General features: G+C 63.7%; 22 protein-coding genes. 13 read left to right on the top strand and 9 right to left on the bottom strand.

The features are described from left to right. Nucleotides 1-98: 98 nt before the first annotated feature. Together ACFQ3C_RS16210 and ssb are read right to left on the bottom strand one after the other, a co-directional pair. Nucleotides 99-1,187: a site-2 protease family protein gene (locus ACFQ3C_RS16210; RefSeq protein WP_380793948.1), complete on the bottom strand. Its 1,089-nt coding sequence runs from the start codon at nt 1,185-1,187 to the stop codon at nt 99-101. Nucleotides 1,188-1,254: 67 nt separating this feature from the next. Continuing rightward, the gene (ssb, locus tag ACFQ3C_RS16205; RefSeq protein WP_380793946.1) at nt 1,255-1,779 is read right to left on the bottom strand and encodes a single-stranded DNA-binding protein; all 525 of its coding nucleotides are present in this window, start codon (nt 1,777-1,779) and stop codon (nt 1,255-1,257) included. A 208-nt stretch (nt 1,780-1,987) separates the two neighbouring features. Here ssb and ACFQ3C_RS16200 point away from each other — a divergent pair, with 208 nt between their 5' ends. Next, complete coding sequence (locus ACFQ3C_RS16200) at nt 1,988-2,575, top strand: lytic transglycosylase domain-containing protein (RefSeq protein ID WP_380793944.1); 588 nt, start codon at nt 1,988-1,990, stop codon at nt 2,573-2,575. Here ACFQ3C_RS16200 and ACFQ3C_RS16195 read toward each other — a convergent pair. The 7 genes from ACFQ3C_RS16195 to miaA form a co-directional block, all read right to left on the bottom strand. Beyond that, nucleotides 2,572-2,922, bottom strand: coding sequence for an antibiotic biosynthesis monooxygenase family protein (locus ACFQ3C_RS16195; protein ID WP_380793942.1), 351 nt, complete (start codon nt 2,920-2,922; stop codon nt 2,572-2,574). The genes ACFQ3C_RS16200 and ACFQ3C_RS16195 overlap by 4 nt on opposite strands. Before the next feature lie 4 nt (nt 2,923-2,926). After that, complete coding sequence (locus tag ACFQ3C_RS16190) at nt 2,927-5,011, bottom strand: dipeptide ABC transporter ATP-binding protein (RefSeq protein WP_380793938.1); 2,085 nt, start codon at nt 5,009-5,011, stop codon at nt 2,927-2,929. A gap of 77 nt (nt 5,012-5,088) precedes the next feature. After that, entirely contained in the window at nt 5,089-6,264 is a 1,176-nt protein-coding gene (locus tag ACFQ3C_RS16185) for an ABC transporter permease (RefSeq protein WP_380793933.1), read from the bottom strand. Between the two features lie 12 nt (nt 6,265-6,276). Further along, nucleotides 6,277-7,329, bottom strand: a complete 1,053-nt coding sequence (locus ACFQ3C_RS16180; protein ID WP_380793928.1) for an ABC transporter permease — start codon at nt 7,327-7,329, stop codon at nt 6,277-6,279. 164 nt (nt 7,330-7,493) lie between these two features. Next, nucleotides 7,494-9,146: an ABC transporter substrate-binding protein gene (locus ACFQ3C_RS16175; RefSeq protein WP_380794124.1), complete on the bottom strand. Its 1,653-nt coding sequence runs from the start codon at nt 9,144-9,146 to the stop codon at nt 7,494-7,496. Nucleotides 9,147-9,543: 397 nt separating this feature from the next. Beyond that, nucleotides 9,544-10,473: a helix-turn-helix domain-containing protein gene (locus ACFQ3C_RS16170; protein WP_380793924.1), complete on the bottom strand. Its 930-nt coding sequence runs from the start codon at nt 10,471-10,473 to the stop codon at nt 9,544-9,546. 121 nt (nt 10,474-10,594) lie between these two features. Next, nucleotides 10,595-11,482, bottom strand: coding sequence for a tRNA (adenosine(37)-N6)-dimethylallyltransferase MiaA (gene miaA / locus ACFQ3C_RS16165; RefSeq protein WP_380793921.1), 888 nt, complete (start codon nt 11,480-11,482; stop codon nt 10,595-10,597). Nucleotides 11,483-11,596: 114 nt separating this feature from the next. On the opposite strand from miaA, the gene pyrH reads away from it, so the two are divergent. From pyrH to lpxB, 12 genes are all read left to right on the top strand, one after another. After that, nucleotides 11,597-12,346, top strand: coding sequence for a UMP kinase (gene pyrH, locus ACFQ3C_RS16160; protein WP_380793917.1), 750 nt, complete (start codon nt 11,597-11,599; stop codon nt 12,344-12,346). A 57-nt stretch (nt 12,347-12,403) separates the two neighbouring features. Then, a complete protein-coding gene (frr, locus tag ACFQ3C_RS16155; RefSeq protein WP_380793914.1) occupies nt 12,404-12,970 on the top strand; it encodes a ribosome recycling factor in 567 nt (188 codons plus the stop codon). Between the two features lie 34 nt (nt 12,971-13,004). Beyond that, the gene (uppS, locus tag ACFQ3C_RS16150; protein ID WP_380793912.1) at nt 13,005-13,793 is read left to right on the top strand and encodes a polyprenyl diphosphate synthase; all 789 of its coding nucleotides are present in this window, start codon (nt 13,005-13,007) and stop codon (nt 13,791-13,793) included. 7 nt (nt 13,794-13,800) lie between these two features. Beyond that, entirely contained in the window at nt 13,801-14,595 is a 795-nt protein-coding gene (locus ACFQ3C_RS16145) for a phosphatidate cytidylyltransferase (protein ID WP_380793910.1), read from the top strand. After that, nucleotides 14,592-15,767: a 1-deoxy-D-xylulose-5-phosphate reductoisomerase gene (gene dxr, locus ACFQ3C_RS16140; RefSeq protein WP_380793908.1), complete on the top strand. Its 1,176-nt coding sequence runs from the start codon at nt 14,592-14,594 to the stop codon at nt 15,765-15,767. Before ACFQ3C_RS16145 ends, dxr begins: the two co-directional genes overlap by 4 nt. Nucleotides 15,768-15,800: 33 nt before the next feature. After that, a complete protein-coding gene (gene rseP / locus ACFQ3C_RS16135) occupies nt 15,801-17,144 on the top strand; it encodes an RIP metalloprotease RseP (protein ID WP_380793906.1) in 1,344 nt (447 codons plus the stop codon). 468 nt (nt 17,145-17,612) lie between these two features. Next, nucleotides 17,613-19,997, top strand: a complete 2,385-nt coding sequence (gene bamA / locus ACFQ3C_RS16130; RefSeq protein WP_380793904.1) for an outer membrane protein assembly factor BamA — start codon at nt 17,613-17,615, stop codon at nt 19,995-19,997. Nucleotides 19,998-20,020: 23 nt separating this feature from the next. Then, nucleotides 20,021-20,638 (top strand): OmpH family outer membrane protein, encoded by a 618-nt coding sequence (locus ACFQ3C_RS16125; protein ID WP_380793902.1) that lies wholly within the window; start codon nt 20,021-20,023, stop codon nt 20,636-20,638. A 149-nt stretch (nt 20,639-20,787) separates the two neighbouring features. Further along, nucleotides 20,788-21,252: a 3-hydroxyacyl-ACP dehydratase FabZ gene (gene fabZ / locus ACFQ3C_RS16120; protein ID WP_380793900.1), complete on the top strand. Its 465-nt coding sequence runs from the start codon at nt 20,788-20,790 to the stop codon at nt 21,250-21,252. A 3-nt stretch (nt 21,253-21,255) separates the two neighbouring features. Then, entirely contained in the window at nt 21,256-22,041 is a 786-nt protein-coding gene (gene lpxA, locus ACFQ3C_RS16115) for an acyl-ACP--UDP-N-acetylglucosamine O-acyltransferase (RefSeq protein ID WP_380793898.1), read from the top strand. Further along, the gene (locus tag ACFQ3C_RS16110; RefSeq protein WP_380793896.1) at nt 22,041-22,928 is read left to right on the top strand and encodes an LpxI family protein; all 888 of its coding nucleotides are present in this window, start codon (nt 22,041-22,043) and stop codon (nt 22,926-22,928) included. Before lpxA ends, ACFQ3C_RS16110 begins: the two co-directional genes overlap by 1 nt. Beyond that, nucleotides 22,925-24,076: a lipid-A-disaccharide synthase gene (gene lpxB / locus ACFQ3C_RS16105; RefSeq protein WP_380793894.1), complete on the top strand. Its 1,152-nt coding sequence runs from the start codon at nt 22,925-22,927 to the stop codon at nt 24,074-24,076. Before ACFQ3C_RS16110 ends, lpxB begins: the two co-directional genes overlap by 4 nt. The last annotated feature ends 5 nt before the right edge of the window (nt 24,077-24,081 follow it).

Below are 24,081 nucleotides of genomic sequence, written 5' to 3'. Positions count from 1 at the left end.
ACATGGCATTTGCCAAAAAGACCAGACGCAAAGGGCCGCAGAACCCCGCCGAGGCGATTTTCTGCATTGCAGCGTGGCGATCTTGCCGCCGCAGGAGCCTAGCCGGGATCGCGGCTGTGCAGGATCATCAGCTCGCCCAGGTTTTCGCGCGTGACATAGCCCAGGGCCCGGCCCTCCGCCGTGCAGATGGCCACGGCGCCTGCCTGATCGGCATGCATCAGGTCCAGAACATCGGTCAGCGGTAGATGCGGCGCCAGGCAGGGCAGCGGATCAAGCTGAACCGCGCTGAGGCTGGTCAGCTGCGCGGCCGGATCGCCCAGGGCCGCGAAGATGGTGTTGCGGGTCAGCAGTCCGACGGGCCGGTCGTCTTGGTCAAGGACCGGGAATTCGTGCTGCGTGGTGCGGATCAACGCCTGTCCGGCGGCCTGCAGCGTGTCTTCGGGGCGCAGCGCCTCGTAGGAGGTGATCATCGCATCCCTGACGCGCAGGCGGCGCGACAGCGCGCGCAGGCTGACATCCTGCGCTTCGGCCCCGGCGGCGATGAAGATGAAGACACCGATCAGCATCAGCATCGGATTGCCTGACAGCAGCCCCAGAAACCCCATTCCGAAGGCCAGCACTCGGCCAGCGCCCGCCGCGATCTGGGTGGCGCGGACCCGGTCCATGCGCGCCGACAGCGCCGCGCGCAGCACCCTGCCGCCATCCATCGGAAAGGCGGGCAGCAGGTTGAAAAGCGCAAGAAACAGGTTCAAGCCCGCCAGACGGGCCAGAAACCCCTCCAGCGTGCCGCCCGACAGCAGCATGTCATCGACCTGCGGCATGCGCCCGCCCAACGCCAGCATCAGCACCGCCCAGATGACGATGTTCACGGCGGGACCGGCCAGCGCCACGGTAATCTCCTGGCGCGGGTTTTCAGGCATCCGTTCCAGCCGGGCCAGCCCGCCGATCGGCAGCAGCGTGATGTCGGGGGTGCGGATTCCGTAGCGGCGCGCGGTCAGGGCATGGCCGAATTCATGCGCGACGACGCAGGCGAAGAGGGCAAGGATGAAGATCACATTCTCGATCGCGGCGGGCATGCCGCCCGCGCCGTATCCCACGATCCCGATCCAGATCAGGATCAGGAAAAACGTGGCGTGAACGCGCAACTCGGAACCGAACAACCGTGCTATGGGGAAAGACCATGCCATGGGCAGCACCTTCCGTCGGTCGTTACGTCAAACGCCCGCGCCTTGTGGCGCGGGCGGTATCATCAGGTCAGAACGGGATTTCGTCGTCGATATCGCGCGAAGGGGCGCGCCCACCGCCACCGCCACCGCCACCGCCCTGCGAGGGGCCGCTGTCGTAGCCGCCACCGTAGTCGCCGCCGTAATCGCCGCCACCGCCATAACTGGCACCACCGCCGCCGCCGCCACCGCCGCCACCGCCCGACGGGCCATCCAGCATGGTCAGCGTGCCGTCATAACCTTGCAGCACGATTTCGGTCGTATAGCGATCCTGGCCGGATTGGTCCTGCCATTTGCGCGTCTGCAGCTTGCCTTCGATATAAACCTTCGAGCCCTTTTTCAGGTACTGTTCGCAGATACGGACAAGCCCTTCCTGGAAGACAGCAACGCTGTGCCATTCGGTGCGTTCCTTGCGCTCTCCCGTGGCGCGGTCTTTCCATTGTTCGGATGTGGCGATCCGCAGGTTGCAGACCTTTCCGCCATTCTGGAAGGTCCGGACCTCGGGGTCGCGGCCCAGGTTGCCGATCAGAATTACCTTGTTCACCGAGCCGGCCATGCCTGTCTCTCCTCGAATCTCTGTCAGATGCGCGACCCTGTGGATCACGTCCTCTGTTTTCCTGCAACATGGTTAAAACAGGCCTAACGTCGGAACGGAAGCAGAAAACGGCCCATGCGGCGCCCATGGGGTCGGGACAGGGCCACAAACTCTGGATTATCGCGCCGGGGACGATATAGTGCCTGCCTGAAACCTGGGGCTGACAGAGATGTACAAGACCATTGCAGGCGCCATGATCGTGGCCCTTGGACTGGCCGGCAGCGCGCAGGCCGATGTCCTGTCCACGCAATCGCGGGTCAAGCTTTTTGCCTCGCAGACCCGTGTTCTGGATAACCGCGCCAGCCAGCAATACAATTCATCGGTACGCTTGCAGCCCCCATCGGTGAACACGCCCACGAAATGGGGCGCCGGGCCGTCCTTTGAGGGGCGCTATACCGGGCCCTATCTTGCGATGGCGCGCGATGCCGCCCGCCGTCATGGCGTGCCCGAGGATCTGTTTCTGAAGCTGGTGCAGCAGGAATCGGGTTTCAATCCGAAAGCCAGATCAAACAAGGGCGCGCTGGGTCTGGCGCAGCTGATGCCTGAGACCGCGCGTCTTCTGCGCGTCGATCCGACGGACCCCTATCAGAACCTCGATGGCGGGGCGCGCTACCTGATGCAGCAATATCGCGCCTTCGGAAACTGGCGGCTGGCGCTGGCGGCCTATAACGCGGGGCCGGGTGCGGTGCAGAAACATGGCGGCGTGCCGCCCTTCCGCGAGACACAGAACTACGTCAAGGTCATCCTGGGCGGCTAGGGTCGCAGGGCGGGCCGGTTCTCGGGGCCGCTGTAATGACGGTCTACCCGCGCCACGCGCAGCCTGTAATGCGTGTACCAGCGATCCTGGCCAAGCTGCTGCGCGACAAGGTGCTGTGCATCCGCTTTCCATGCCAGGATCGACGCCTCGTCGCGCCAGTAGCTGACGGTGATGCCAAAGCCATCCGCGTCACGGGTGCTTTCCATGCCGATACATCCGGGGCTGGCCAGGGCCATGTCGCTCATGCGGGCGGCCATTGCGGCATAGCCGTGATCACCCGTGGCCCTTTGCGCGGTGAAGATCACCGCGTAATAAGGCGGATCAGGCAGCGCGGCAAAGCCTGACAAGGTCCTACTCCGCGGCGATCTGGATCACCGGCTCCATGGTTGCCAGTTCAGCATCGGACAGATGGCACTTGATCTGATGCCCTTCGCCCAACTGGCGCACCGGCGGCACCTCGCGCTCGCACAGCCCGCCCGGCACACGCGATTTCCAGCCGCAGCGCGTCTGGAACGGGCAGCCCGGCGGCGGGTTCATGGCCGAGGGGATGTCACCCTCAAGCACGATATGCTTTTTCTTGACCCGCGTGTCGGCGATGGGCACGGCCGACAGCAGCGCCTCGGTATAGGGGTGATAGGGCGGGCTGAAGACCTGATCGGTGCTGCCCAGTTCGACCACATGGCCGAGATACATCACCATCACACGGTCACTGAGATAGCGCACGATGCTCAGGTCGTGGCTGATGAACAGCAGCGTGGTGCCATGTTCGCGCTGGATCTCCATCAGCAGATCGGTCACGGCCGCCTGAACCGACACGTCCAGCGCCGAGACGGGTTCGTCCGCGACGACGATGCGCGCATCACCTGCAAAGGCGCGCGCGATGCCCACGCGCTGCTTCTGCCCGCCCGACAGCTGGCGCGGCATGCGATCGGCAAAGGCGCGCGGCAGTTTCACCAGATCCAGAAGTTGCAGCATGCGGTTGCGCCGCTCCTCTTCCGAGGCGCCGACGCCGAAGATTTCCAGCGCGCGGATGATTTGGCGCCCCACGGTCATCGAGGGGTTGAGCGTGTCGAACGGGTTCTGGAAGACCATCTGCACATCGGCCACCGTCTTGGTGTCGCGCTCCTGGATCGGGATATCGCCGATGCTGCGATTGTCCAGCAGGATCTGGCCGTCCGTCGCGGTTTCCAGCCCCATCAGCACCTTGGCGAAGGTGGATTTGCCGCAGCCGGATTCACCCACGATGGCCAGGGTCTCGCTTTCGCGCGCTTCGAAACTCAGCGTCTCGTTGGCCTTCACGACCTTGGTCGCGCCGCCGCCGAACAGCTTGCTGGCCGAGACCTCGTAATATTTCTTGAGGTTGTCCATCTTCAGGACCACCTTGCCGATCTCGCCTTTCTGCTTGACCTCCGCCTTGGCGGGTGGCGCGCTCCAGTCGATCTCGGCAAAGCGCAGGCATCGCGATTCATGCGTCTCCGCCTCATCCACGGGGGCCATCTTGATATAGCCCTGATCGCAGCGACCGGCCTCGAAGTAATCGCAACGCGGGCCGAAATTGCAGCCATCGGGGCGTTCATGGGGCAGGGGGAAATTGCCCGGAATGGCGATCAGCGGGCTTGCGTTCTTGTCCGCGCCTGGCAGCGGGATCGACCGGAACAGCGCCTGTGTATAGGGATGGCGCATCTTGTCGAAGACATCGGTGATGCTGCCCCGCTCGACCGCTTCGCCGGAATACATCACGCAGATACGGTCGCAGGTTTCCAGCACCAGCCCCAGGTTGTGGCTGATGAACAGCATCGAGGTGCCGTATTTGCGGCCCAGATCCTTGACCAGTTCCACGATTGCCGCCTCGACCGTCACATCCAGCGCGGTGGTGGGTTCGTCCAGGATCAGCAGGGCCGGTTTCGACATCAGCGCCATGGCGATGACGATGCGTTGCTGCTGGCCACCGGACAGCTGATGCGGATAGGCCCGCAGGATCCGTTCCGGGTCCGGCAGTTTCACATCGCGGATCACCTGTAGCGCGCGCGCCTCGGCTTCCTTTTCGGAAATGCCCTCGTGAATCATCGGCACTTCCATCAGCTGCTTGCCGATCCGCATGGCCGGGTTCAGGCTGGCCATGGGTTCCTGGTAGATCATCGCGATCTCGTTGCCGCGTATATCGCGCAGCTCTTCCGCCGACATGGCGCCCAGGTCGCGGCCCTTGAACTTGATCGACCCGCCCACGATGCGGCCGTTCACGCCAAGGTCCTGCATCACCCCCAGCGCCACGGTGGATTTGCCACAGCCGCTTTCGCCGACCAGGCCCACGGCCTCGCCGGGTTGCACGGTGACCGAGAAATCCATCACCGCAGGGATTTCGCGCAGTCGCGTGAAGAAGGAAATCGACAGCTTGTCGATCTCGAGGATCGGCCCGTCATGGTCCCATTTCGCCATCGCTCAACTCCCGTTTGACCGTTTCATCGTTCCGAAAATACTCCGGGGTGCGGGGCAGAGCCCCGCGAAACCCGACCTCAATCGCGCAGGCTTTCCTCGCGCAGACCATCCGCCAGCAGGTTCAGCCCCAGCACCAGCGACAGCAGCGCCATGGCCGGCGGCAGGGCGGGATGCAGATAGATCGACAAAAGCTTGCGCCCCTCATTGATCGTGCTGCCCCAGTCGGGGCTTTCCGGGCTCAGTCCCAGGCCGAAAAAGCCCAGCGTACCCAGAAGGATCGTGGTGTAGCCGATACGCAGGCAGAAATCGACGATCAGCGGCCCGCGTGCATTGGGCAGGATTTCCCACAGCATGATGTACCAGGGTCCTTCGCCACGGGTCTGGGCGGCGGCCACGTAGTCGCGTGTCTTGATGTCCATCGCGAGGCCCCGCACGATACGGAACACGGTGGGCGAGTTGACAAAGACCACCGCCACGAAGACCACCAGCAGGTTCGGCGGAAAGCTGATCAGCCCCAGCGGGTCCGCGTCCCAGGCGATGCCAAGATAGACCCAGAGCCCGATCACCAGCGTCAGCGCCACGTAAAGGTTTCGCTTTGCGGGCTGCGTGAAGAAGCGCGAGTTGAACAGGATCGTCAGGAAGATGATCGGAAACAGGAACAGCACGCCCGCCATGTAGACCGGAATGCCCGTCAGCACGATTTCCGGCGTGACCAGAAGGTAGAACAGCAAGATCACCGGGAAGGCCAGGATCAGGTTCGCAAGGAACGACAGGAAGGTATCCAGCCGCCCCCCGTAATAGCCTGCCGGCAGGCCCAGGGTGATCCCCACCATGAAGGCGAAAAGCGTGGCGAAGGGGGCGATCTTCATCACCTCCCAGGCGCCCACGATCATGCGGCTGAAGACGTCGCGCGCCAGGTTGTCGCCACCCATCAGGTAATAGGGGTAGAGCCCCTGCGCCGCGGCATCGGGTACTGGCGTGCCGGGCACCTTGTTCTTCAGCCCCGAGATCTGCGAGAGCGTGTCATGCGTCACGATCCATCCGAAGGCGCCACCGAAGATGCCGGTGTAGACCCAGAACATCACCAGGGCGAACCCGGTCATGCCGATCACGCTGTCAAAAAGCTTGCCATAAAGCCCCAGCCGCCGCTTGAAGCTGATGGATAGCGCAAAGGTCACCGCCAGTGCGATCCAGACAGGGGTGAATTGGGTCAGGATTCGGGTGATGATCTCACCCCAGCCGATAATGTCCATACGCCCCTCCTCCTATGACACGCTGATGCGCGGGTTGAGATAGACGTAACCGATGTCCGAAATCAGCTGCGTCACCAGAACCACAATCACCGATACGACGGAAACGCCCAGCAGCAACTCGATGTCGTTATTGCCTGCGGCCTGCACCAATACCCAGCCGAAGCCTTTGTAGTTGAACAGGGTCTCCACGATGACCACGCCATTCAGAAGCCAGGGAAACTGCAGCATGATCACGGTGAAGGGCGCAATCAGCGCGTTACGCAGGGCGTGTTTCATGACGATGTCGCTGAACTTGACGCCCTTCAGGCGCGCGGTGCGGATATATTGCGCGGTCATCACCTCGGCCATCGAGGCGCGGGTCATCCGTGCGATATAGCCCATCCCGTAAAGTGCGATGGTCAGCACGGGCAGGAAGAAATTGTTGAAGGTGGCATCCTCCATCGCGCTTGTCGCGGTGCCGTTGAACCATTTCAGCCCCACGGCGGAGGAGGCGAAGACCGCGATCAGGATCACGCCCGAGACATATTCCGGCGTTGCCGTCGTGGTGATGGCGAAGGTCGACAGCGTCCTGTCGGTGCGCGAGCCTTCGCGCATCCCCGCCAGCACGCCCACCAGCAGCGCAGATGGCACCATCAGCATCATGACCCAGAACATCAGCTTGCCGGTCAGGCCAAGGCGGGTTGCGATGATGCCGCTGACATCGTCCTTGAAGACGGTCGAAAAGCCCCAGTCGCCCTGCAGGATGCCGCAGAACCTTGGCGCGGCGGCCAGAACCTCGGGCGCGACCGTACCCTCGACGCAACGCCCGCGCATGCCGTCGTCGACCTGAACCGTCCAGCCGGGCAGCACGCCCAGCCATTGCCCGTATTTGACGGGCAGGGGTTCCAGGTATCCGTTGCGCCCCAGGTAGCTTGAGACTTCGGCATCGCTCATGCGGAAGTTGCCCTGGGTCTTGGCCAGTTTCTCAAGGTTCGGATAAAGGTTCGTCATGAAGAAGACGATGAAGGTCAGGCAGATCGCCGTCAGGATCATGATCCCTAGACGGCGCAAGATGAACAGGCCCATGCTGTGCCCCCTGGTTTAAGTGCCCGCCGTGAAACGGGCTGCGGCAGGTCTTCGGTGACCTGTCCTTTTTCTGTCGGCGCGCGCATCCCGCGGTTGCCGTGTCCGGCGTACCGGCGCGGTGCCGCGCCCCCGGTCGGGGGGCGCGGTCCTGCAGGTCAGGCCGATCAGGCGGCCATGCCCCACTTGTAGTGGTGATGCTCGAAGGCGATGTGCATTTCCGCACCCATCACGCCTTCGCGCATGTGGCGATAAAGCGAGCGCCAGTAGGGCTGGATCGTGACACCTTCTTCCTGGATCAGGGCCTGCATCTTGGCGCTGACCGCGCGGCGCTTGTCGGCATCCGCGATCGACAGGGCCTCTTCCAGCAGGGCGTCGAATTCGGCGTTGGACCAGCCGAATTCGTTCCAGGCTTCACCCGAACGATAGGCCAGCGCCAGGATCTGCACGCCCAGCGGGCGGTGGTTCCAGTTGGTCGAGCTGAACGGATATTTCGTCCAGTCGTTCCAGAAGGTCGATCCGGGCAGGATGGTCCGCTTCACGTTGAAGCCCGCGTCGCGCAGCTGTGCGGCCACGGCATCGGTGGTGTTGCGGCGCCAGTCATCGTCGATCGAGATGATCTCATGCTCGAAATCGGCAAGGCCGGTTTCATCCAGAAGCGCCTTTGCGGCCGCGGGGTCGTATTTCTGCGGCGGCAGTTCTGCATATTCGGGATGGACCGGTGCGACATGGTGGTTTTCGGCCGGAATGCCCAGGTTGCCATAGCCCAGTTCCAGGCAGACGGCATTGTTGACGGCCATCTGGATGGCCTGGCGCACGCGCTTGTCCTCGTAGGGACGCACGCCGTTCACTTCGGCCAGCTGGTTCGGGCGCACCACGATGGTGGCGCCGGTCACGACCTCGGATTTGATCAGGCCCAGACCGTCCATGATCTCGATGAACTCGCCGACGGATTCGTGCAGCATGTCCACTTCTTCGGATTCAAGCGCTGCCAGCCAGGCCGCGCTGTCGGTGCCGAAGTCGATGTATTCGATGCGGTCCAGGTAGGGTCCGCCATAGACATCGGTGCCCCACCATGTGTGGCCATCCGCCTTGACCAGCGTGCATTTCACGCCGACCTCCAGCTCTTCGATCACATAGGGGCCGGTCCCGATGTTCTGGATCGCATCGGGGTTGTAGGAGCTGTGCACCACGGCTGCCGGATAATCCGAGAAGCCCGGAATGATCGAGATATCGGGGCGCGGCAGCGTCAGCTTGACGGTGTGGCTGTCCACGACGCTGATCGCACCCTCGGCGGCCTTGTTGGTGGCGTCGTCGATCAGCGCGCTGACGCGGCCCGCCATCGAGTTGCCTTCGACATCGCGTTCGCACCAACGGGTCAGGTTGCGCGCCACGTCCTCGGCGGTGAAGTCGTCGCCATTGCTCCATTTCACGCCCTTGCGGACGTTCAGCATGTATTCGGTGGCGTTGTCATTGACGGTCCAGCTGTCCAGCAGCATGCCGCGGATCGAGCCGTCATTGTTGTACTCGACCAGGTATTCCAGCGTGCCGCGGGTCTGGTTGGCGATCTCGGACCAGTCGGCGGTGCGGGTGTCCTTGAGGGCGCGCACGCTCATCTGACAGCGCAGCGTGCCACCCATCGCGGGGGTTGCCTGTGCCTGTACCGGGCTGCCAAGCCCGCCCAGCGCATAGGCCGCGGCGGCGGTCACGCCCAGTCCGGTGGTGCGCGCCAGAAATTCGCGGCGGCTGAGTTTGCCGGCCTTGAATTCATCCGCATACATCAGGGCGGCCTTGTGTACCGGCTGCCCCTTGAAGGTCATATCGTTCATGTTCAACTCCCTGTTGCTTTTATTAGGCTGATCGGTCGACAGCCTGTCAGCCTGCATTATGTCCGCAGATTCCTGACCGCTTCCGCGCTTCATCCCTGCGGGCATTCGGCACCAGAACGGGCTTTGCGTCAACGCATGGTTTCGGCATTTTGCATGCGGAAACCGACATCACCCCGTACCAAAAACGACATCGATGTCGCATGCAAGCCATAAACGCGACAGACCTGTCAATTTCCCGTGTCACGGATGCGTCGCGTCAGGATGACATGGCGATGCCGATCCGAGGGTCGCGGTGCTGCCGGGGATTGGCCCGCCGGGGGCTGGCACAGGGTGTCAGGCACAGGGTGTCAGGCACAGGCTGTCAGGCTGGCGCGCCAAGCCGTCCCGGTCATGGCTTGCCTGAGGCGGGTTGGCCGGGGGCGGGTTTTCCGGGGGCTGGTTTGCCGGGGGTGGGCGCTTTGGCGGCGCCTGACGTCTCTTGCCGCCTGGCATTGCGTCGCAGGGTGCTGGGCGATTTCCCGGTGTGATGTTGCACGAAGCGCGAGAAATAGGCCGCGCTGCTGAAATTCAGGCTTTGCCCGATATCCTGCAGCGGACGATCCGTGGTTTCGATCTGGTCACGCGCCGCATAAAGGCTGCGTTGGGTCAGGATCTCGGCCGCGGTCAGGCCCGACGCCTCGCGGCAGGACCGGGTCAGGTGGGTCGGGGTGACGCCCAGGTCATTGGCGTAATCGCCCATCAGTTTCGGGCTGGCGAAATCGCGCGCGACCATCGCGCAATAGGCCTGCACCAGGCGGTGTGCCGCGGGAATGCGAAGACTGTCATCCGCATGTTCCAGTATCTGGCGCCGCATCCAGACGGACAGAAGCATGGAATGGGCCAGCATCGACTCGTCGGAATAGTGCCGGTTGCCGGACTGCTCGCGTTGCATGACGTCGAGAATGGCCGCGATTTCGGCCTGGGCCTGCACGTCGCGGATCCGCAGATGGTGCGGCTCGTCCGGCAGTCCGAGGGTATGCCGGGCCGGCAGATGCAACGCCAGGCCGAACCCCTGTTTGCCCAGGTCCAGCGCCAACAGAGTATGGGCGGGCACGAAAACCGCGTTATGCGTACCGATGCCGCTGCGAAGACCCTGAAGGATCATGCGACCCTGTCCGCGTGTGATCCAGAGCAGGAGGTCATGATCGTGGCTGTGTAACTGTTCCAGCCGCCAGGCCGCGCCGCGGGCCATCTGTGCAATGCTGCCGATGCGAATGTCGCCCGTCATCGTCACGGGTGCCGCCGTGCCGTGATCCGTTATTTTGTTGCTGGCTTGCATGGATATCGCTCCGTTCAGGCGTATCGCGCGCCCGATCCGCACAGGCTATCAACACCGCTGCTCCCGTTAAAGGGGAATGGTTGAAAAAAGACAAGTCTCGCACGGTGCAGCTTCGTGCAGTTCAGGCGGGAACTGGCCGATGCAGGGTCCAGGCGCGCATCCGGGCGCGGAACCAGGTGCGTTGGCGCTTGGCGAATTGGCGGGTCGCGATGGTCGCGGCCTCGCGCGCGGCATCAAGGCTGATCTCGCCGCGCAGATGTGCGATCAGTTCCGGCGCGCCGATCGCCTTGGCCGACAGATCCTCCGGGTTCCAGCGGTCAAGATTGGCGCGCGCTTCCTCCAGCGCGCCGGCGGCCAGCATCGCATCGAAGCGGCGCGCGATTCGCGCGTTCAGCCAGTCCTTGGGGGCATCGACCAGGATCGGCGTTGCCCGGGCCAGCGGCAGCAGGGGCGGTGGCGTGTTGTCCTGCCAATCCGCAAGCCCGCGCCCGGTGCCTTGCCACACCTCCCAGGCACGCTGAACCCGCATCGGGTTGCGCCGGTCGATGCGGGCCAGCGTGGCCGGATCCAGATCGGCCAGCAGCGCGCCCGGCCCACCATCACGCAGACGCGCCTCGGCTGCGGCGCGGACAGTTGGTGCAATGGCCGGGATTTCGGCCAGCCCTTCGGTCAATGCCGTGAAATACAGCCCGGTTCCCCCCACGATGATCGGACGGGTGGACGCGTGCAGCAACGGGGCCACCTCGCGCAGCCAATGGCCCACGGAATAGGGCGCGTTGCCCGGCACATGACCATAAAGCAGGTGCGGCGCGCGCGCCTCATCCTCGGGCGATGGGCGCGCTGTCAGCAAGCGCCAGTTGGCAAAGACCTGGATGGCGTCGGCATTCACGACAACACCGCCCTGCGTTTCGGCGATCCGCAGCGCAAGCGCGGACTTGCCGCTGGCGGTGGGGCCTGCGATCAGCACGGGGCGGTCGGGGGGAATGGCGGTCAGGTCGGGCATGGTCATGCCCTGCCTCTATCCTCAAATCGTCGAAATCGCAAAGGCGGTGCATCTCGGATTGAACCTGCCCGCGTTTTGCGACATTTTGCCCGCGACCTGCACAAGCCGAACGGAGCCCCCATGTCAGACCAATCCGACCCTCAGTCCATGCCGCCGCCGCAGACCAAATTCCGCCGCGTGATGCTGAAGATCTCGGGCGAGGCGTTGATGGGCGATCAGGGGTTCGGCCTGCATCCGCCCACGGTCCAGCGTATCGCGCAGGAGGTGAAGTCGGTCCATGACATGGGCGTCGAGATCTGCATGGTGATCGGCGGCGGCAACATCTTTCGCGGGCTGCAAGGCAGCGCCCAGGGGATGGAACGCACCACCGCCGATTACATGGGGATGCTGGCCACGGTGATGAACGCGCTGGCGATGCAATCCTCGCTCGAGGCGCTGAACATCCACACCCGCGTCATCAGCGCGATCCCGATGGATCAGGTCTGCGAGCCCTATATCCGCCGCCGGGCGGTGCGCCACCTTGAGAAGAAGCGCGTCTGCATCTTTGCGGCAGGCACGGGCAACCCGTATTTCACCACCGATACGGCCGCCACGCTGCGGGCCAATGAAATGGCCTGCGAGGCGATCTTCAAGGGCACCAAGGTGGATGGCGTCTATGACAAGGACCCCAAGAAACATGGCGACGCGAAACGCTATGATCGTGTCACCTATGACGAGGTTCTGGCCCAGCATCTGGGCGTGATGGATGCCAGCGCCATTGCGCTGGCGCGCGACAACAACCTGCCGATCATCGTCTTCTCGCTGGACGAGCCCGGCGGTTTCAGGGGCATCCTGGCGGGCCGGGGTACCTATACAACCGTGCACGGTTGAGGCTAGATAGATCGAACCCCGACGATAACCGGGGCGTTACAAGGGAAATACACCACCATGTCTGACGAAGAGTTCGAGATCGATACAGATGACCTTGAGCGGCGGATGGATGGCGCCATGGCGGCGCTGAAGACCGAATTCGCCTCGTTGCGGACGGGCCGCGCCTCGGCCTCGATGCTGGAACCCGTGGTCGTCGAGGCCTATGGCCAGCGGACGCCGATCAACCAGGTCGGCACGATCAACGTGCCCGAACCGCGCATGGTGACGATCAACGTCTGGGACAAGTCGATGGTGGGTGCTGTCGAAAAGGCTATCCGCAACAGCGGCTTGGGGATCAACCCTCAGCTCAACGGCACGATCATCATGCTGCCGATCCCCGAATTGAACGAGGAACGCCGCCGCGAACTGACGCGTGTGGCCGCGCAATATGCCGAAAACGCCCGCGTGGCCGTGCGGAACGTGCGCCGGGACGGCATGGACCAGGTCAAGAAAGCCAAGACCAAGGGCATGTCCGAGGATGACCAGAAGTTCTGGGAAACCACGGTGCAGGAGCTGACCGACCGCTATACCAAGATGGTTGACGCCGCGCTTGAAGGCAAACAGGCCGAGATCATGCAGGTCTGACGACCTGCCGATCCGCTTCATGAAAGGGCCATTCATGGCGCGCCGGACTTCTGACACCATCTCGGCTGACGGGCCGACTTCCAGCGATGCCGACGCCGCCACGATCGACGGGGCCGGGCGTCAGGGGCCGCGCCATGTCGCCATCATCATGGATGGCAATGGCCGCTGGGCCACGATGCGCGGGCGGCCGCGCCTGTTCGGGCATCACGCCGGGGCTAGGCGGGTGCGCGAAATCGTCGAGGCCTGCCCCGATCTTGGGGTCAAATATCTGACCATATTCGCCTTTTCGACCGAGAACTGGCGCCGCACCCAGGTTGAAGTCGCCGGGCTGATGAGCCTGTTTCGGCGCTATATCACCCGCGAGGCGCGGCAATTGCGGGACGAGGGGGTGCGCGTGCGGTTCATCGGTGACCGTGTGCGCCTTGATGACAAGCTGGTCCTGCTGATGGACGAGCTGGAGTTGATGACCGCCGACAATGACCGGGTGCATCTGACCATCGCGCTGAACTATGGCGGCCGGGACGAGGTGGCGCGCGCCACAAAACGGCTGGCGCAGGATGTGGCGCTGGGGCGTCTTGATCCGGCGGATGTGGATGAAGAGACCCTGCCGAAGTATCTGGATACCTATGTTCTTCCCGATCCTGATCTTGTGATCCGCACCAGCGGAGAGGCGCGGATTTCGAATTTCCTGCTCTGGCAGTCGGCCTATGCGGAATATGAGTTCGTCGATACGCTCTGGCCTGATTTCAACCGCGCCGAATTCGCGAAACTGCTGCATGGCTACGGTGCGCGGGACCGTCGTTATGGCGGTGTGAAGGCGTGAGCAGCCCATGATTGCAACCTCGAAATGGGATGACCTGAAGACCCGGACCGCGTCGTCCCTGTTCATGGTGGCCGTCGGGGCCGGTGAGATCTGGCTGGGTGGCCCGTGGTTCATGGCGCTGATCGTGGCGGTTTGCGGGCTGATGTTCTGGGAACTGGTGCGGATGCTGGTGCCGGGGGCCGAGGGTCTGGCCCGCGCGCTTGGTGGTCTTGCCGCGCTTGGGGTGCCGGTCGCCATTGTCGGGAACACCTTGCTGGATGTGCTGGCGCTGGCCGTGCCGGTTCTTTGCGGCGCGGTTCTGATCAAACGTCACAGGCTGATCTTCAACCTTTATGCCCCGGTGATCATGCTGGCCGGTTATGCGCTGGTCATCTTGCGTGATCGCGAGGATGGGCTGACCTGGTTGATCTGGCTGATCCTGGTTGTGGTGATCACGGATGTCGCGGGTTATTTCGCCGGCCGCATGATCGGGGGGCCGAAATTCTGGCCCGCCATCAGCCCAAAGAAGACCTGGTCAGGCACGGTCGCAGGCTGGATCGGGGCAGGGGTGCTGGGCGCGGTTTTCATGTCGATCAGCGGCGCGGGGCCCGTGTTGATCCTGATCAGCATGGGGACATCGCTTGCCTCGCAGATGGGTGACATTGCCGAAAGCGCGATCAAGCGGCGCGTGGGGGTCAAGGACAGCTCGCGCCTGATCCCCGGTCATGGCGGCGTTCTGGACCGTTTCGACGGGTTGATCGGTGCGGCGCTTCTGGTGCTGATCGTGATGCTGATTTACGGACAGGTACCGGTCGTACGATGAAGCGGGTCTCGATCTTTGGGGCGACGGGGTCGATCGGGCAGAACACGCTTGATCTGATCGGCAGGGCGCCCGACCAGTACGAGGTGGTCGCCCTGACCGGCGGGCGCAACATCGAACGGCTTGCCGCGGATGCCCGACGGTTGGGCGCGCAGCTTGCCGTCACGGCGCATGACGACCTGCTGGATGACCTGCGTGCGGCGCTGGCCGGAACGTCCATGGAAGTGGCGGCAGGCCGGGCCGCCCTGCTTGAGGCGGCAGCCCGGCCCGCGGACTGGACGATGTCGGCAATTGTCGGTGCGGCGGGGCTTGCACCGGGGATGGAGGCCCTCAGGCAGGGGGCGACACTGGCCCTGGCGAACAAGGAATCGCTGGTGACGGCCGGTCCCTTGCTGATGGCGACCGCCGCCCGGCACGGCGCGCGCATCCTGCCCGTGGACAGCGAACATTCCGCGATCTTCCAGGCCCTGGTCGGTGAGGATATCGCCGCGGTCGAGCGGATCATCATCACCGCCAGCGGCGGCGCATTCCGCGACTGGCCGCTGGAACGTCTGGCCGGGGCAACGCTGGCCGAAGCGTCGAGCCATCCCAATTGGGACATGGGGCAGCGGATCACGATCGATTCCGCCTCGATGTTCAACAAGGCACTGGAAGTCATCGAAACGCGCGAGTTTTTCGGCGTCTCACCCGATCAGATCGAGGTGATCCTGCATCCTGAATCGCTGGTCCATGCGCTGGTCGGGTTCCGGGACGGCGCCTTGATGGCGCATGTCGGCGCCTCGGATATGCGTCATGCGATCGGCTATGCGCTGCATTGGCCCGAAAGGCGCGATCTGCCCGTGGCACGGCTGGACCTTGCTGCTATCGGGACGCTGAATTTCCGCGCCCCCGATCCGGCACGTTATCCTGCCCTGCGGCTGGCGCGCGAGGTGATGCAGCGCGGCGGGCTGGCGGGGGCTGTTTTCAACGCCGCCAAGGAACGTGCGCTGGACGCATTCATCGCGGGCCGCATCGGATTTCTGGACATGGCGGGCGTTGTCGAGGACGTGCTGACGCGAATGTCATCCGAAAGCGGCCTCATTGATGCCGAGATCACCCTTGATACGGTGGCCCATGTGGACCATCTCGCACGGGTAAGGGCGGATGAGGCCATGCAGGCGCAAACGGGCCGTTAAGTCGGCCGTCAGATCAGAAAGCAGGACCAGCACTTGGATATCGTTTCGTTTCTTCCCCAGTTCGGCGGTCTTGCCATGACCCTGGTGGCCTTTGTCGTGGCCCTTTCGGTCATCGTGGCGGTGCATGAATACGGCCATTACATCGTCGGGCGCTGGTCCGGCATCCATGCGGATGTGTTCTCGCTGGGGTTCGGGCCGGTTCTTTTTGCGCGGGTCGACAGGCGGGGAACGAAATGGCAGATCGCGCTGTTGCCGCTTGGCGGGTTCGTCAAGTTTCGCGGGGATGCCGATGCCGCATCGGCGGGAACTGACGGTCAGGTGATCCGCACCATGACCGAGGCCGAGAAACGCAGCACCATGCATGGGGCGCCGCTCTGGGCGCGCACGGCCACGGTCGCGGCTGGGCCGATCTTCAATTTCGTTCTCGCCATCGTGGTCTTTACCGCGATTGGGCTGACCCGCGGCGTTGCGGTCGATCCGCTGACGGTGGGCGATCTGCGTCCCGTGGCCGCGGCGCATGATATCCAGCCGGACGATGTGATCCTGGCGATCGACGGCCACCCGCTGCCACAGGCGGGCGAGGCCGGCTTTGCCGAACTGACCGCCGCGCTGCCGAATGCGGCGCTGATGGATTATACCGTTCTGCGCGACGGTCGCGAGATGTCGGTGCAAGGGCCGCATCCGATGCCGCCCGTGATCACCCAGCTTGCCCCGCAATCGGCGGCCATCGCCGCTGATCTCGAGCCGGACGATGTGATTCTGGCGGTCGATGGCGATCCGATCCATGCCTTCAGCCAGTTGCGGGAAAAGGTCGAAGGGGCAGAGGGCGCGCCCCTGCTGCTGGATGTGCGCCGTGGCGATCAGACCTTGCAGGTCACGCTGACCCCGCGCCGCGTCGACGAGCCGCAGGATGGCGGCGGGTTCGAGACCAACTGGCGTATCGGCATCATCGGCGGGCTTTTCTTCGACCCGATGACGGAAACGCCGGGCGTCATCGACGCCTTGTCGAACGGGGTCGCCAACATGTGGCAGATCATCCGCGGTTCGCTGTCGGGGCTTTATCACATGGTGACCGGGGCGATCAGCACCTGCAACATGTCCGGGCCGATCGGCATTGCCGAAGTCTCGGGGGCGATGGCCAGCCAGGGTACTGAAAACTTCATCTATTTCATCGCCGTCCTGTCGACTGCGGTGGGGCTGCTGAACCTGTTTCCGATCCCTGTTCTGGATGGCGGGCACCTGGTCTTCTACGCCTATGAGGCTGTGGCCGGAAAGCCGCCCAACGAAAAGGTGCTGCGGGTGCTGATGGCGGTCGGTCTGACCCTCATCCTGTCGCTGATGGTCTTCGCCCTGAGCAACGACATCTTCTGTCCCTGATCCTGAAAGAACCGTCGGGGGATTCCCCCTGAAAACGGGTCTTTGTCAAAATCTGGCCATATTCCATGGTTATCTGACCTGATGACGCAAGTTTGCAGGGTATGATCCGATGGAAATGATTCAGAACAGTGGCCGTGGTCTTGGGCTTCTCGTATCCCTTAACTGGGACCGTATCCTGTATCTGGCGACGATCATCCTGGCCTTGAATGTCGGTACCCTGCTGAAACTGCTGTAATCCGTCGGGGACCGTTCCACCTTTCGCCGCATGACCGGACAGACAGGCATGGCCCGGGCCGCGCATGTCCTTTGCCGCGATATGCGGGCCAAATCGCGCCTTTAACGTGTAATTGTTCCGGGCCGGGACGCAGGCTGTCGTTTTGCACAGGGCGTGGGGCCTTTGGGCTTTTGACAACGGGCCGCAATGCCGATACTCACTTGGTCAATAGCAATGCATGACTGGGTTGACCGATGACCAATCAGATGGGTGGGCGGCGCCGCGTTCGCAGCAGGGACAGTATCTCTTTCCGCAAGGGGCAGACTGCCGCGCGAGGGCGCGTTTCGGGATGGATTGCGCCGCTTTTGGTGGCAGGCCTGTCATTGGGAACGATTCCCGCAGCGCCAGCCTGGGCGCAATCCTACAGTTTCAACACTGTGCAGATCGACGGAAACCAGCGGATCGAGACAGCGACGATTCTCAGCTATGCCGGTATCTCCCGCGGTCAGACCGTCTCGGCGGCGGAATTGAACGACGCCTATCAGCGCATCCTCGCCTCCGGGTTGTTCGAAGAGGTGAGGCTGGAACCGCGTGGAAATACGCTGGTGATCAGCGTTACGGAATTCCCGACGATCAACCAGATCAGCTTCGAGGGGAATCGCCGCCTGAAGACCGAGGTGCTGGAAACGGCGATCCAGTCGCAGTCGCGGCGCGTGTTTAACCCCGCCACCGCAGAGCGCGACGCCGCCGCCATTGCCGACGCCTATGCACAGGCCGGACGATTGGCGGCCACCGTCAATCCCACCATCATCCGCCGGTCGGACAACCGCGTTGATCTGGTGTTCGAGATATTCGAGGGCGGCCTGGTCGAGATCGAGCGGATCGGTTTCGTCGGAAACCGCGTGTTTTCCGACTCGCGCCTGCGCCGCGTTCTGGAAACCAAGCAGGCCGGGCTGCTGCGCGCGCTGATCCAGCGGGATACTTTCGTGGCGGATCGCATCGAATTCGACAAGCAGGTGCTGCAGGATTTCTATTTCTCGCGCGGCTATGTCGATTTCCGCACGACCGCCGTGAACACGCAACTTGCCCGTGAACGTGATGGTTTTTTCGTCACCTTCAACGTCGAGGAAGGTCAGCAATTCCGCTTTGGCGCGATCACGGCCACAACGGATCTTCCGGATGTGAACGCCGATGAATTCGGCGCCGCCCTGAATGTGCGCGAAGGCGGTGTCTATTCGCCCATGATCGTGGAAGACAATATCGCCCGGCTGGAACGTCTGGCGATCCAGAAGGGGCTGAATTTCATCCGCGTCGAACCCCGGATCGTCCGCAACGAGCGCGACCTGACCCTGGACGTGGAATTCGCGATGGTGCGCGGGCCGCGCATCTTCGTCGAACGGATCGACATCGAAGGCAATGCCACGACCCTGGACCGGGTGATCCGCCGTCAGTTCCGCGTGGCCGAGGGGGATCCCTTCAACCCGCGTGAAATCCGCGAAAGCGCCGAACGGATCCGCGCGCTTGGTTTCTTCAGCGATGCCCGCGTCAATGCGCGCGAAGGTACCACGCCGGATCAGGTGATCGTCGATGTCGAGGTCGAGGAGCAGCCCACCGGCAGCCTGTCCTTCGGCGGCGCCTATGGCACCAACGGCGGCTTTGCGCTGATCGCAAGTTTCAGCGAAACCAACTTTCTCGGGCGCGGGCAGCGTCTGCAGCTTGATGTCTCGGGTGCCGAGGAAAACCAGACCTACGAGATCCGCTTTACCGAGCCTGCGCTGCTGGGCCGCGACCTGGCGCTGGACCTGGAACTTGGCTATCGCGAGACCAACAATTCCTTTGCGGATTATGACACGTCGATCATACGTTTCAGCCCCGGCCTGACCTTCCCGGTCAGCGCGGGCGGGCGGTTGCGGACCTTCTACAAGGCCGAAAGCGTCGAGATCAGCAATTACGAATTCACCGGAACGCTGATCGCGGATGAGGAAGCGCAGGGCCAATTGTGGAGCAGCGCGCTTGGCTATACCTACAGCTATGACAACCGCCGCAGCGGTCTGAACCCAGATGCGGGTGTGCTGTTGCAGTTCGGCCAGGAATTCGCGGGGCTTGGCGGGGATAGCACCTATGTCAAGACAACCGCGCGCGCCCAGGCGCAGACCTCTATCCTGAACGACGAGGTGACGCTGCGCGCGACGCTGGAAGGCGGTATGCTGAACTTCACCTCGGGTTCCAGCCGCGTGACCGATCGTTTCCTGATCGGCGGCTCGATCATGCGGGGCTTCACACCAGACGGGATCGGTCCGCGCGAGGTACGCACGACCGGCGGCGCAGTCGAGGTGAATGACGCCCTTGGCGGCAACATGTATGCCGTGGCCAAGATCGAGGCCGAATTCCCGCTGGGTCTGCCCGAAGAATACGGGATCCGTGGCGGTCTGTTCTACGATGTGGGATCGGTCTGGGATCTTGACCTGACCAACGCGAACACGATCTACGACGATTTCTCGCTCAGGCATGTGGTTGGCGTGTCGATCTTCTGGGATTCGGTGATCGGACCGTTGCGTTTCAACTTCTCGAAAGCGCTTGAGAAGGAAGACTTCGACGATGAGCAGACCTTCAACCTGACCATCTCGACCCGTTTCTGATGCGGCCCGGAGGGCGCGGTGCGATGACGGCGTTTTCTGATTGCGGGCGGGCTGCATGGCAGAGCGCATGTGCCTTGGTGCTTGCGCTGTGCCTCTGCCTTGTCGGGGGGGATGTCACCGCGCAGGAAACCCAGCTGATCCGCAGCCCGATCCTGTCGCTTGACCAGGACAGGATGTTCGCCCTGTCCGATTTCGGTCGCCGCTTCGAGACGGCGTTGCAGGCGGACGGTGCACAGCTCGAGATCGAGAATCGCAGGATCGAATCCGAGCTTGAGGCCGAGGAAAAGGATCTGACCCAGCGTCGGCCCGCGATGAGCCCCGAAGCCTTCCGCGCGCTTGCGGATGCTTTCGACGTCAAGGTGCAACGGATCAGGACCGAACAGACCGCGAAGGCGCGCGCGCTTGCCCTGCGGACGGAAGAGGCCCAGCGCCAGTTCATCGCCGCCGCCCGGCCCGTGCTGGAACAGCTGATGATAGATGCCGGCGCCGTGGTGATCATCGATCCGCGCAGCGTCGTGATGAGCCGCAGCGCCATCGACGTGACCGATGAGGCGATCCGCAGGATCAACAGCAGCATCGGCGAGGGTCCGGGCGGCGGCACGCCACCGCAGGACGCGCCGGACAAGCCGAAAGGTGACTGAACCGCGATCCGCTTGCTCCTTCAGGGGTGAATTGTTACTGACAGACACGACATAAACGGCCGGGCAGGCCCATGGGCCGCACCCGGCCTGATCGGCAGCCTGCTTGGTCGGACAAACACAAACCGGACAGCAAGACCCTTGGGGGGCAGATGACAGAGCCTTTGAAAAGCGCCGACATAATGATGATCCAGCGGATCCTGCCGCATCGCTATCCGTTCCTGCTGGTGGACAAGGTGGTCGATATCGACGGCACCTCCTCGGCCGTGGGGATCAAGAACGTGTCGATGAACGAGCCGCATTTCCAGGGGCATTTTCCCGGCAATCCGATCATGCCCGGCGTCACCATCGTCGAGGCCATGGCACAGACCGCCGCGGTGATGGTGGGCGTGGCGCTGGATATGGCGGACAAGGAACTGCTGGTCTATTTCATGGCGATCGACGGGTGCAAGTTCCGCCGCAAGGTGGTGCCGGGCGATGTGCTGCACATGACCATCACCACGTTGCGCGGCAAACCCGGTGGCAAGGTCTGGCGCTTCAAGGGCGTGGCCACGGTTGACGGGGAAATGGCGGCGGAATGTGAATTCACCGCCATGATGGATCTGCCCAAGGAGTAAGCGATGTCCAGCCGGATCCACCCTTCCGCCATCATCGAGGACGGCGCGCAGATCGGCGCGGATGTCACCATAGGCCCTTTCTGTCATGTCGGGGCCCATGTCAGCCTGGCTGACGGTGTGCATCTGCACAGCCATGTGGTGATCTCCGGTCAGACCGAAGTGGGCGAGAAAACCGAGATCCATCCCTTCGCGGTGATCGGCGGCATCCCGCAGGATCTGAAATTCAAGGGCGAGGTGACGCGGCTGATCATCGGGGCGCGTAACCGGATTCGTGAACATGTCACGATGAACACCGGCACCGATGGCGGGGGCGGCATCACCCGCGTGGGCGATGACGGTCTGTTCATGGCCGGCAGCCACGTGGCCCATGACGTGCAGATCGGCAACCGGGTGATCGTGGTGAACAATGCGGCCCTGGCCGGGCATTGCATCATCGAGGATGACGTGATCATCGGTGGCCTGTCGGGCGTGCATCAATGGGTGCGGATCGGGCAGGGCGCCATCATCGGGGCGGTGACCATGGTGACGAATGACGTGATCCCCTATGGCCTGGTGCAGGCGCCGCGCGGGGTGCTGGACGGGCTGAACCTGGTGGGGCTGAAACGGCGCGGTGTGCCGCGTGCGGATATCACCGCCCTGCGCGCCGCCTTCCAGATGCTGGCCCAGGGCGAGGGTGCCTTTCAGGAACGGGCCCGTCGTCTTGGTGACGAGACGCAAAGCGATTACGTGCGCCAGATCGTCGATTTCGTCAGCGCCGGGTCAGACCGGTCCTTCCTGACGCCGGGCTGATGCTGGCGCTGATCGCAGGGCGGGGGCAATTGCCGGATCACATCGTGGCCGCGCAGTCGCAACCTGCGCTGGTGGCGGCGCTGGAGGGGTTCGCCCCCGATCACCTGTCGCCCGACATCACCTTTCGCGTGGAACGGTTGGGCAGCTTCATCGCCGATCTTCAGGCGCGTGGCGTGACCGAAATCTGCATGGCGGGTGCCATCGGCAGACCCGCGCTTGACCCTGCGATGATCGACGCCGCCACCATGCCCCTTGTGCCGCGCATGATGCAGGCGTTGGGACAGGGCGACGATGGTGCGCTGCGCGTTGTGATCGCGCTGTTCGAAGAGGCGGGTTTCACCATCCGTGCCGCGCATGAGATCTGCCCCGACCTGCTGTTGCCCGAAGGCGTGCCGACCAAAGCGCGCCCCGGCCCGCAGCATGACGCGCCCGCGCGCCTGGGCAAGGCGACGATCGCCGAGATGGGGCGGGCCGATCAGGGCCAGGCCTGCGTGGTCCGGCGCGGTGATGTTCTGGCGCGCGAGGGGGCGGATGGCACGGACGCGATGCTGGCGCGGCTTGGATCCGGTCCGGCCCGGCCGGACGATCCCGATCCCCTGACCTGGGGCTTTGACGCGATCACCGATGCGGCCACCAGCGCGCTTGACTGGCTGGGCGGGCGCGCGGCGGGCCAGCATGACGGCGCCATCCTCTGCAAGGGGCCCAAGCCCGACCAGGATCGCCGCGTCGATCTGCCCACCATCGGCCCCGGCACGGCCATGCGCGCCGCCGATGCGGGTCTGGACGGGATCGTGATAGAGGCGGGGGGCGTCCTTGTCCTTGATCTGCCCGCGGTGCTGCGGATCCTGGACGACAAGGGATTGTTCCTCTGGGTGCGTGCCGCATGAAGGTGTTCCTGATCGCGGGGGAAGCCTCTGGCGACAAGTTGGGGGCGGCCTTGATGTCGGGCCTCAAGCAGTTGACAACACCTGCGTTCTTTGGTGTCGGCGGTCCCTTGATGCAGGCCGAGGGGATGGACAGCCTCTTTCCGATGGATGAGCTGAGCATCATGGGTCTGGCCGAGGTGCTGCCGAAATACCTGCATCTGAAACGCCGCATCGCGCAGACCGCAGAGGCGGTGATCGCCGCACAGCCCGATGTGCTGGTGACCATCGACAGCCCCGATTTCTGCCTGCGGGTCGCGAAACTGGTCAAGGCAAAAAGCCGCATCCGCACCGTGCATTACGTGGCCCCGTCGGTCTGGGCCTGGCGTCCGGGGCGCGCGGTCAAGATGGCGCGTGTGATCGACCATGTGCTGGCGCTGCTGCCGTTCGAGCCGCCCTATATGCAAGCCGCAGGCATGAACTGCGATTTCGTGGGGCATCCCGTTGTGGCCGAGCGGCAGGCGACCGAGGCCGAGGCGCGGGCCTTCCGCGCCCGTCACGGGATTGGCGATGCGCCTTTGCTGCTGGCCTTGCCCGGCTCGCGGCGGGGCGAGGTGGCGCGGCTGACGCCGCGCTTCGGTCAGGCGCTGGCGCGGGTGATGCAGACCCATCAGGGGATGCGCGTCGTGGTGCCCACGACCGCCAATGTGACGGCGCTGGTCCGGGATCTGGTGGGCGCTTGGCCCGTCACGCCGATCATTCTTGATCCGCAGGAACAGAGCAGCGATGCCTATGTTTCTGAAAAACGCGACGCTTTTCGCGCAGCCGATGTTGCGCTGGCGGCGTCGGGTACCGTGTCGCTGGAATTGGCAGCAGCCGATACGCCGATGGTCATCGCATATGACATGAACCCTCTCACCCGTTTTCTGATTGGCCGGATGCTACAGATCGACACCGTCACCTTGGTCAATCTGGTGTCCGATACCCGCGCCGTCCCGGAATGCCTGGGGCGCAATTGCACGCCCGCGGCAATCGCCACAGCGCTGGACAAGGTGATGGGTGCGCCTGATGCCCAGATGGACGCAATGCGCCTGACGATGGAGCGGCTTGGCAAGGGCGGCACGCCGCCGGGCCTGCGCGCGGCGCAGGCGATACTCGACAGGCTTGCCTGATCGGT

This window comes from Seohaeicola saemankumensis, assembly GCF_042678485.1.
Taxonomy (GTDB): domain Bacteria; phylum Pseudomonadota; class Alphaproteobacteria; order Rhodobacterales; family Rhodobacteraceae; genus Seohaeicola; species Seohaeicola saemankumensis.
This window is presented reverse-complemented; position numbering and strand designations above follow the sequence as displayed.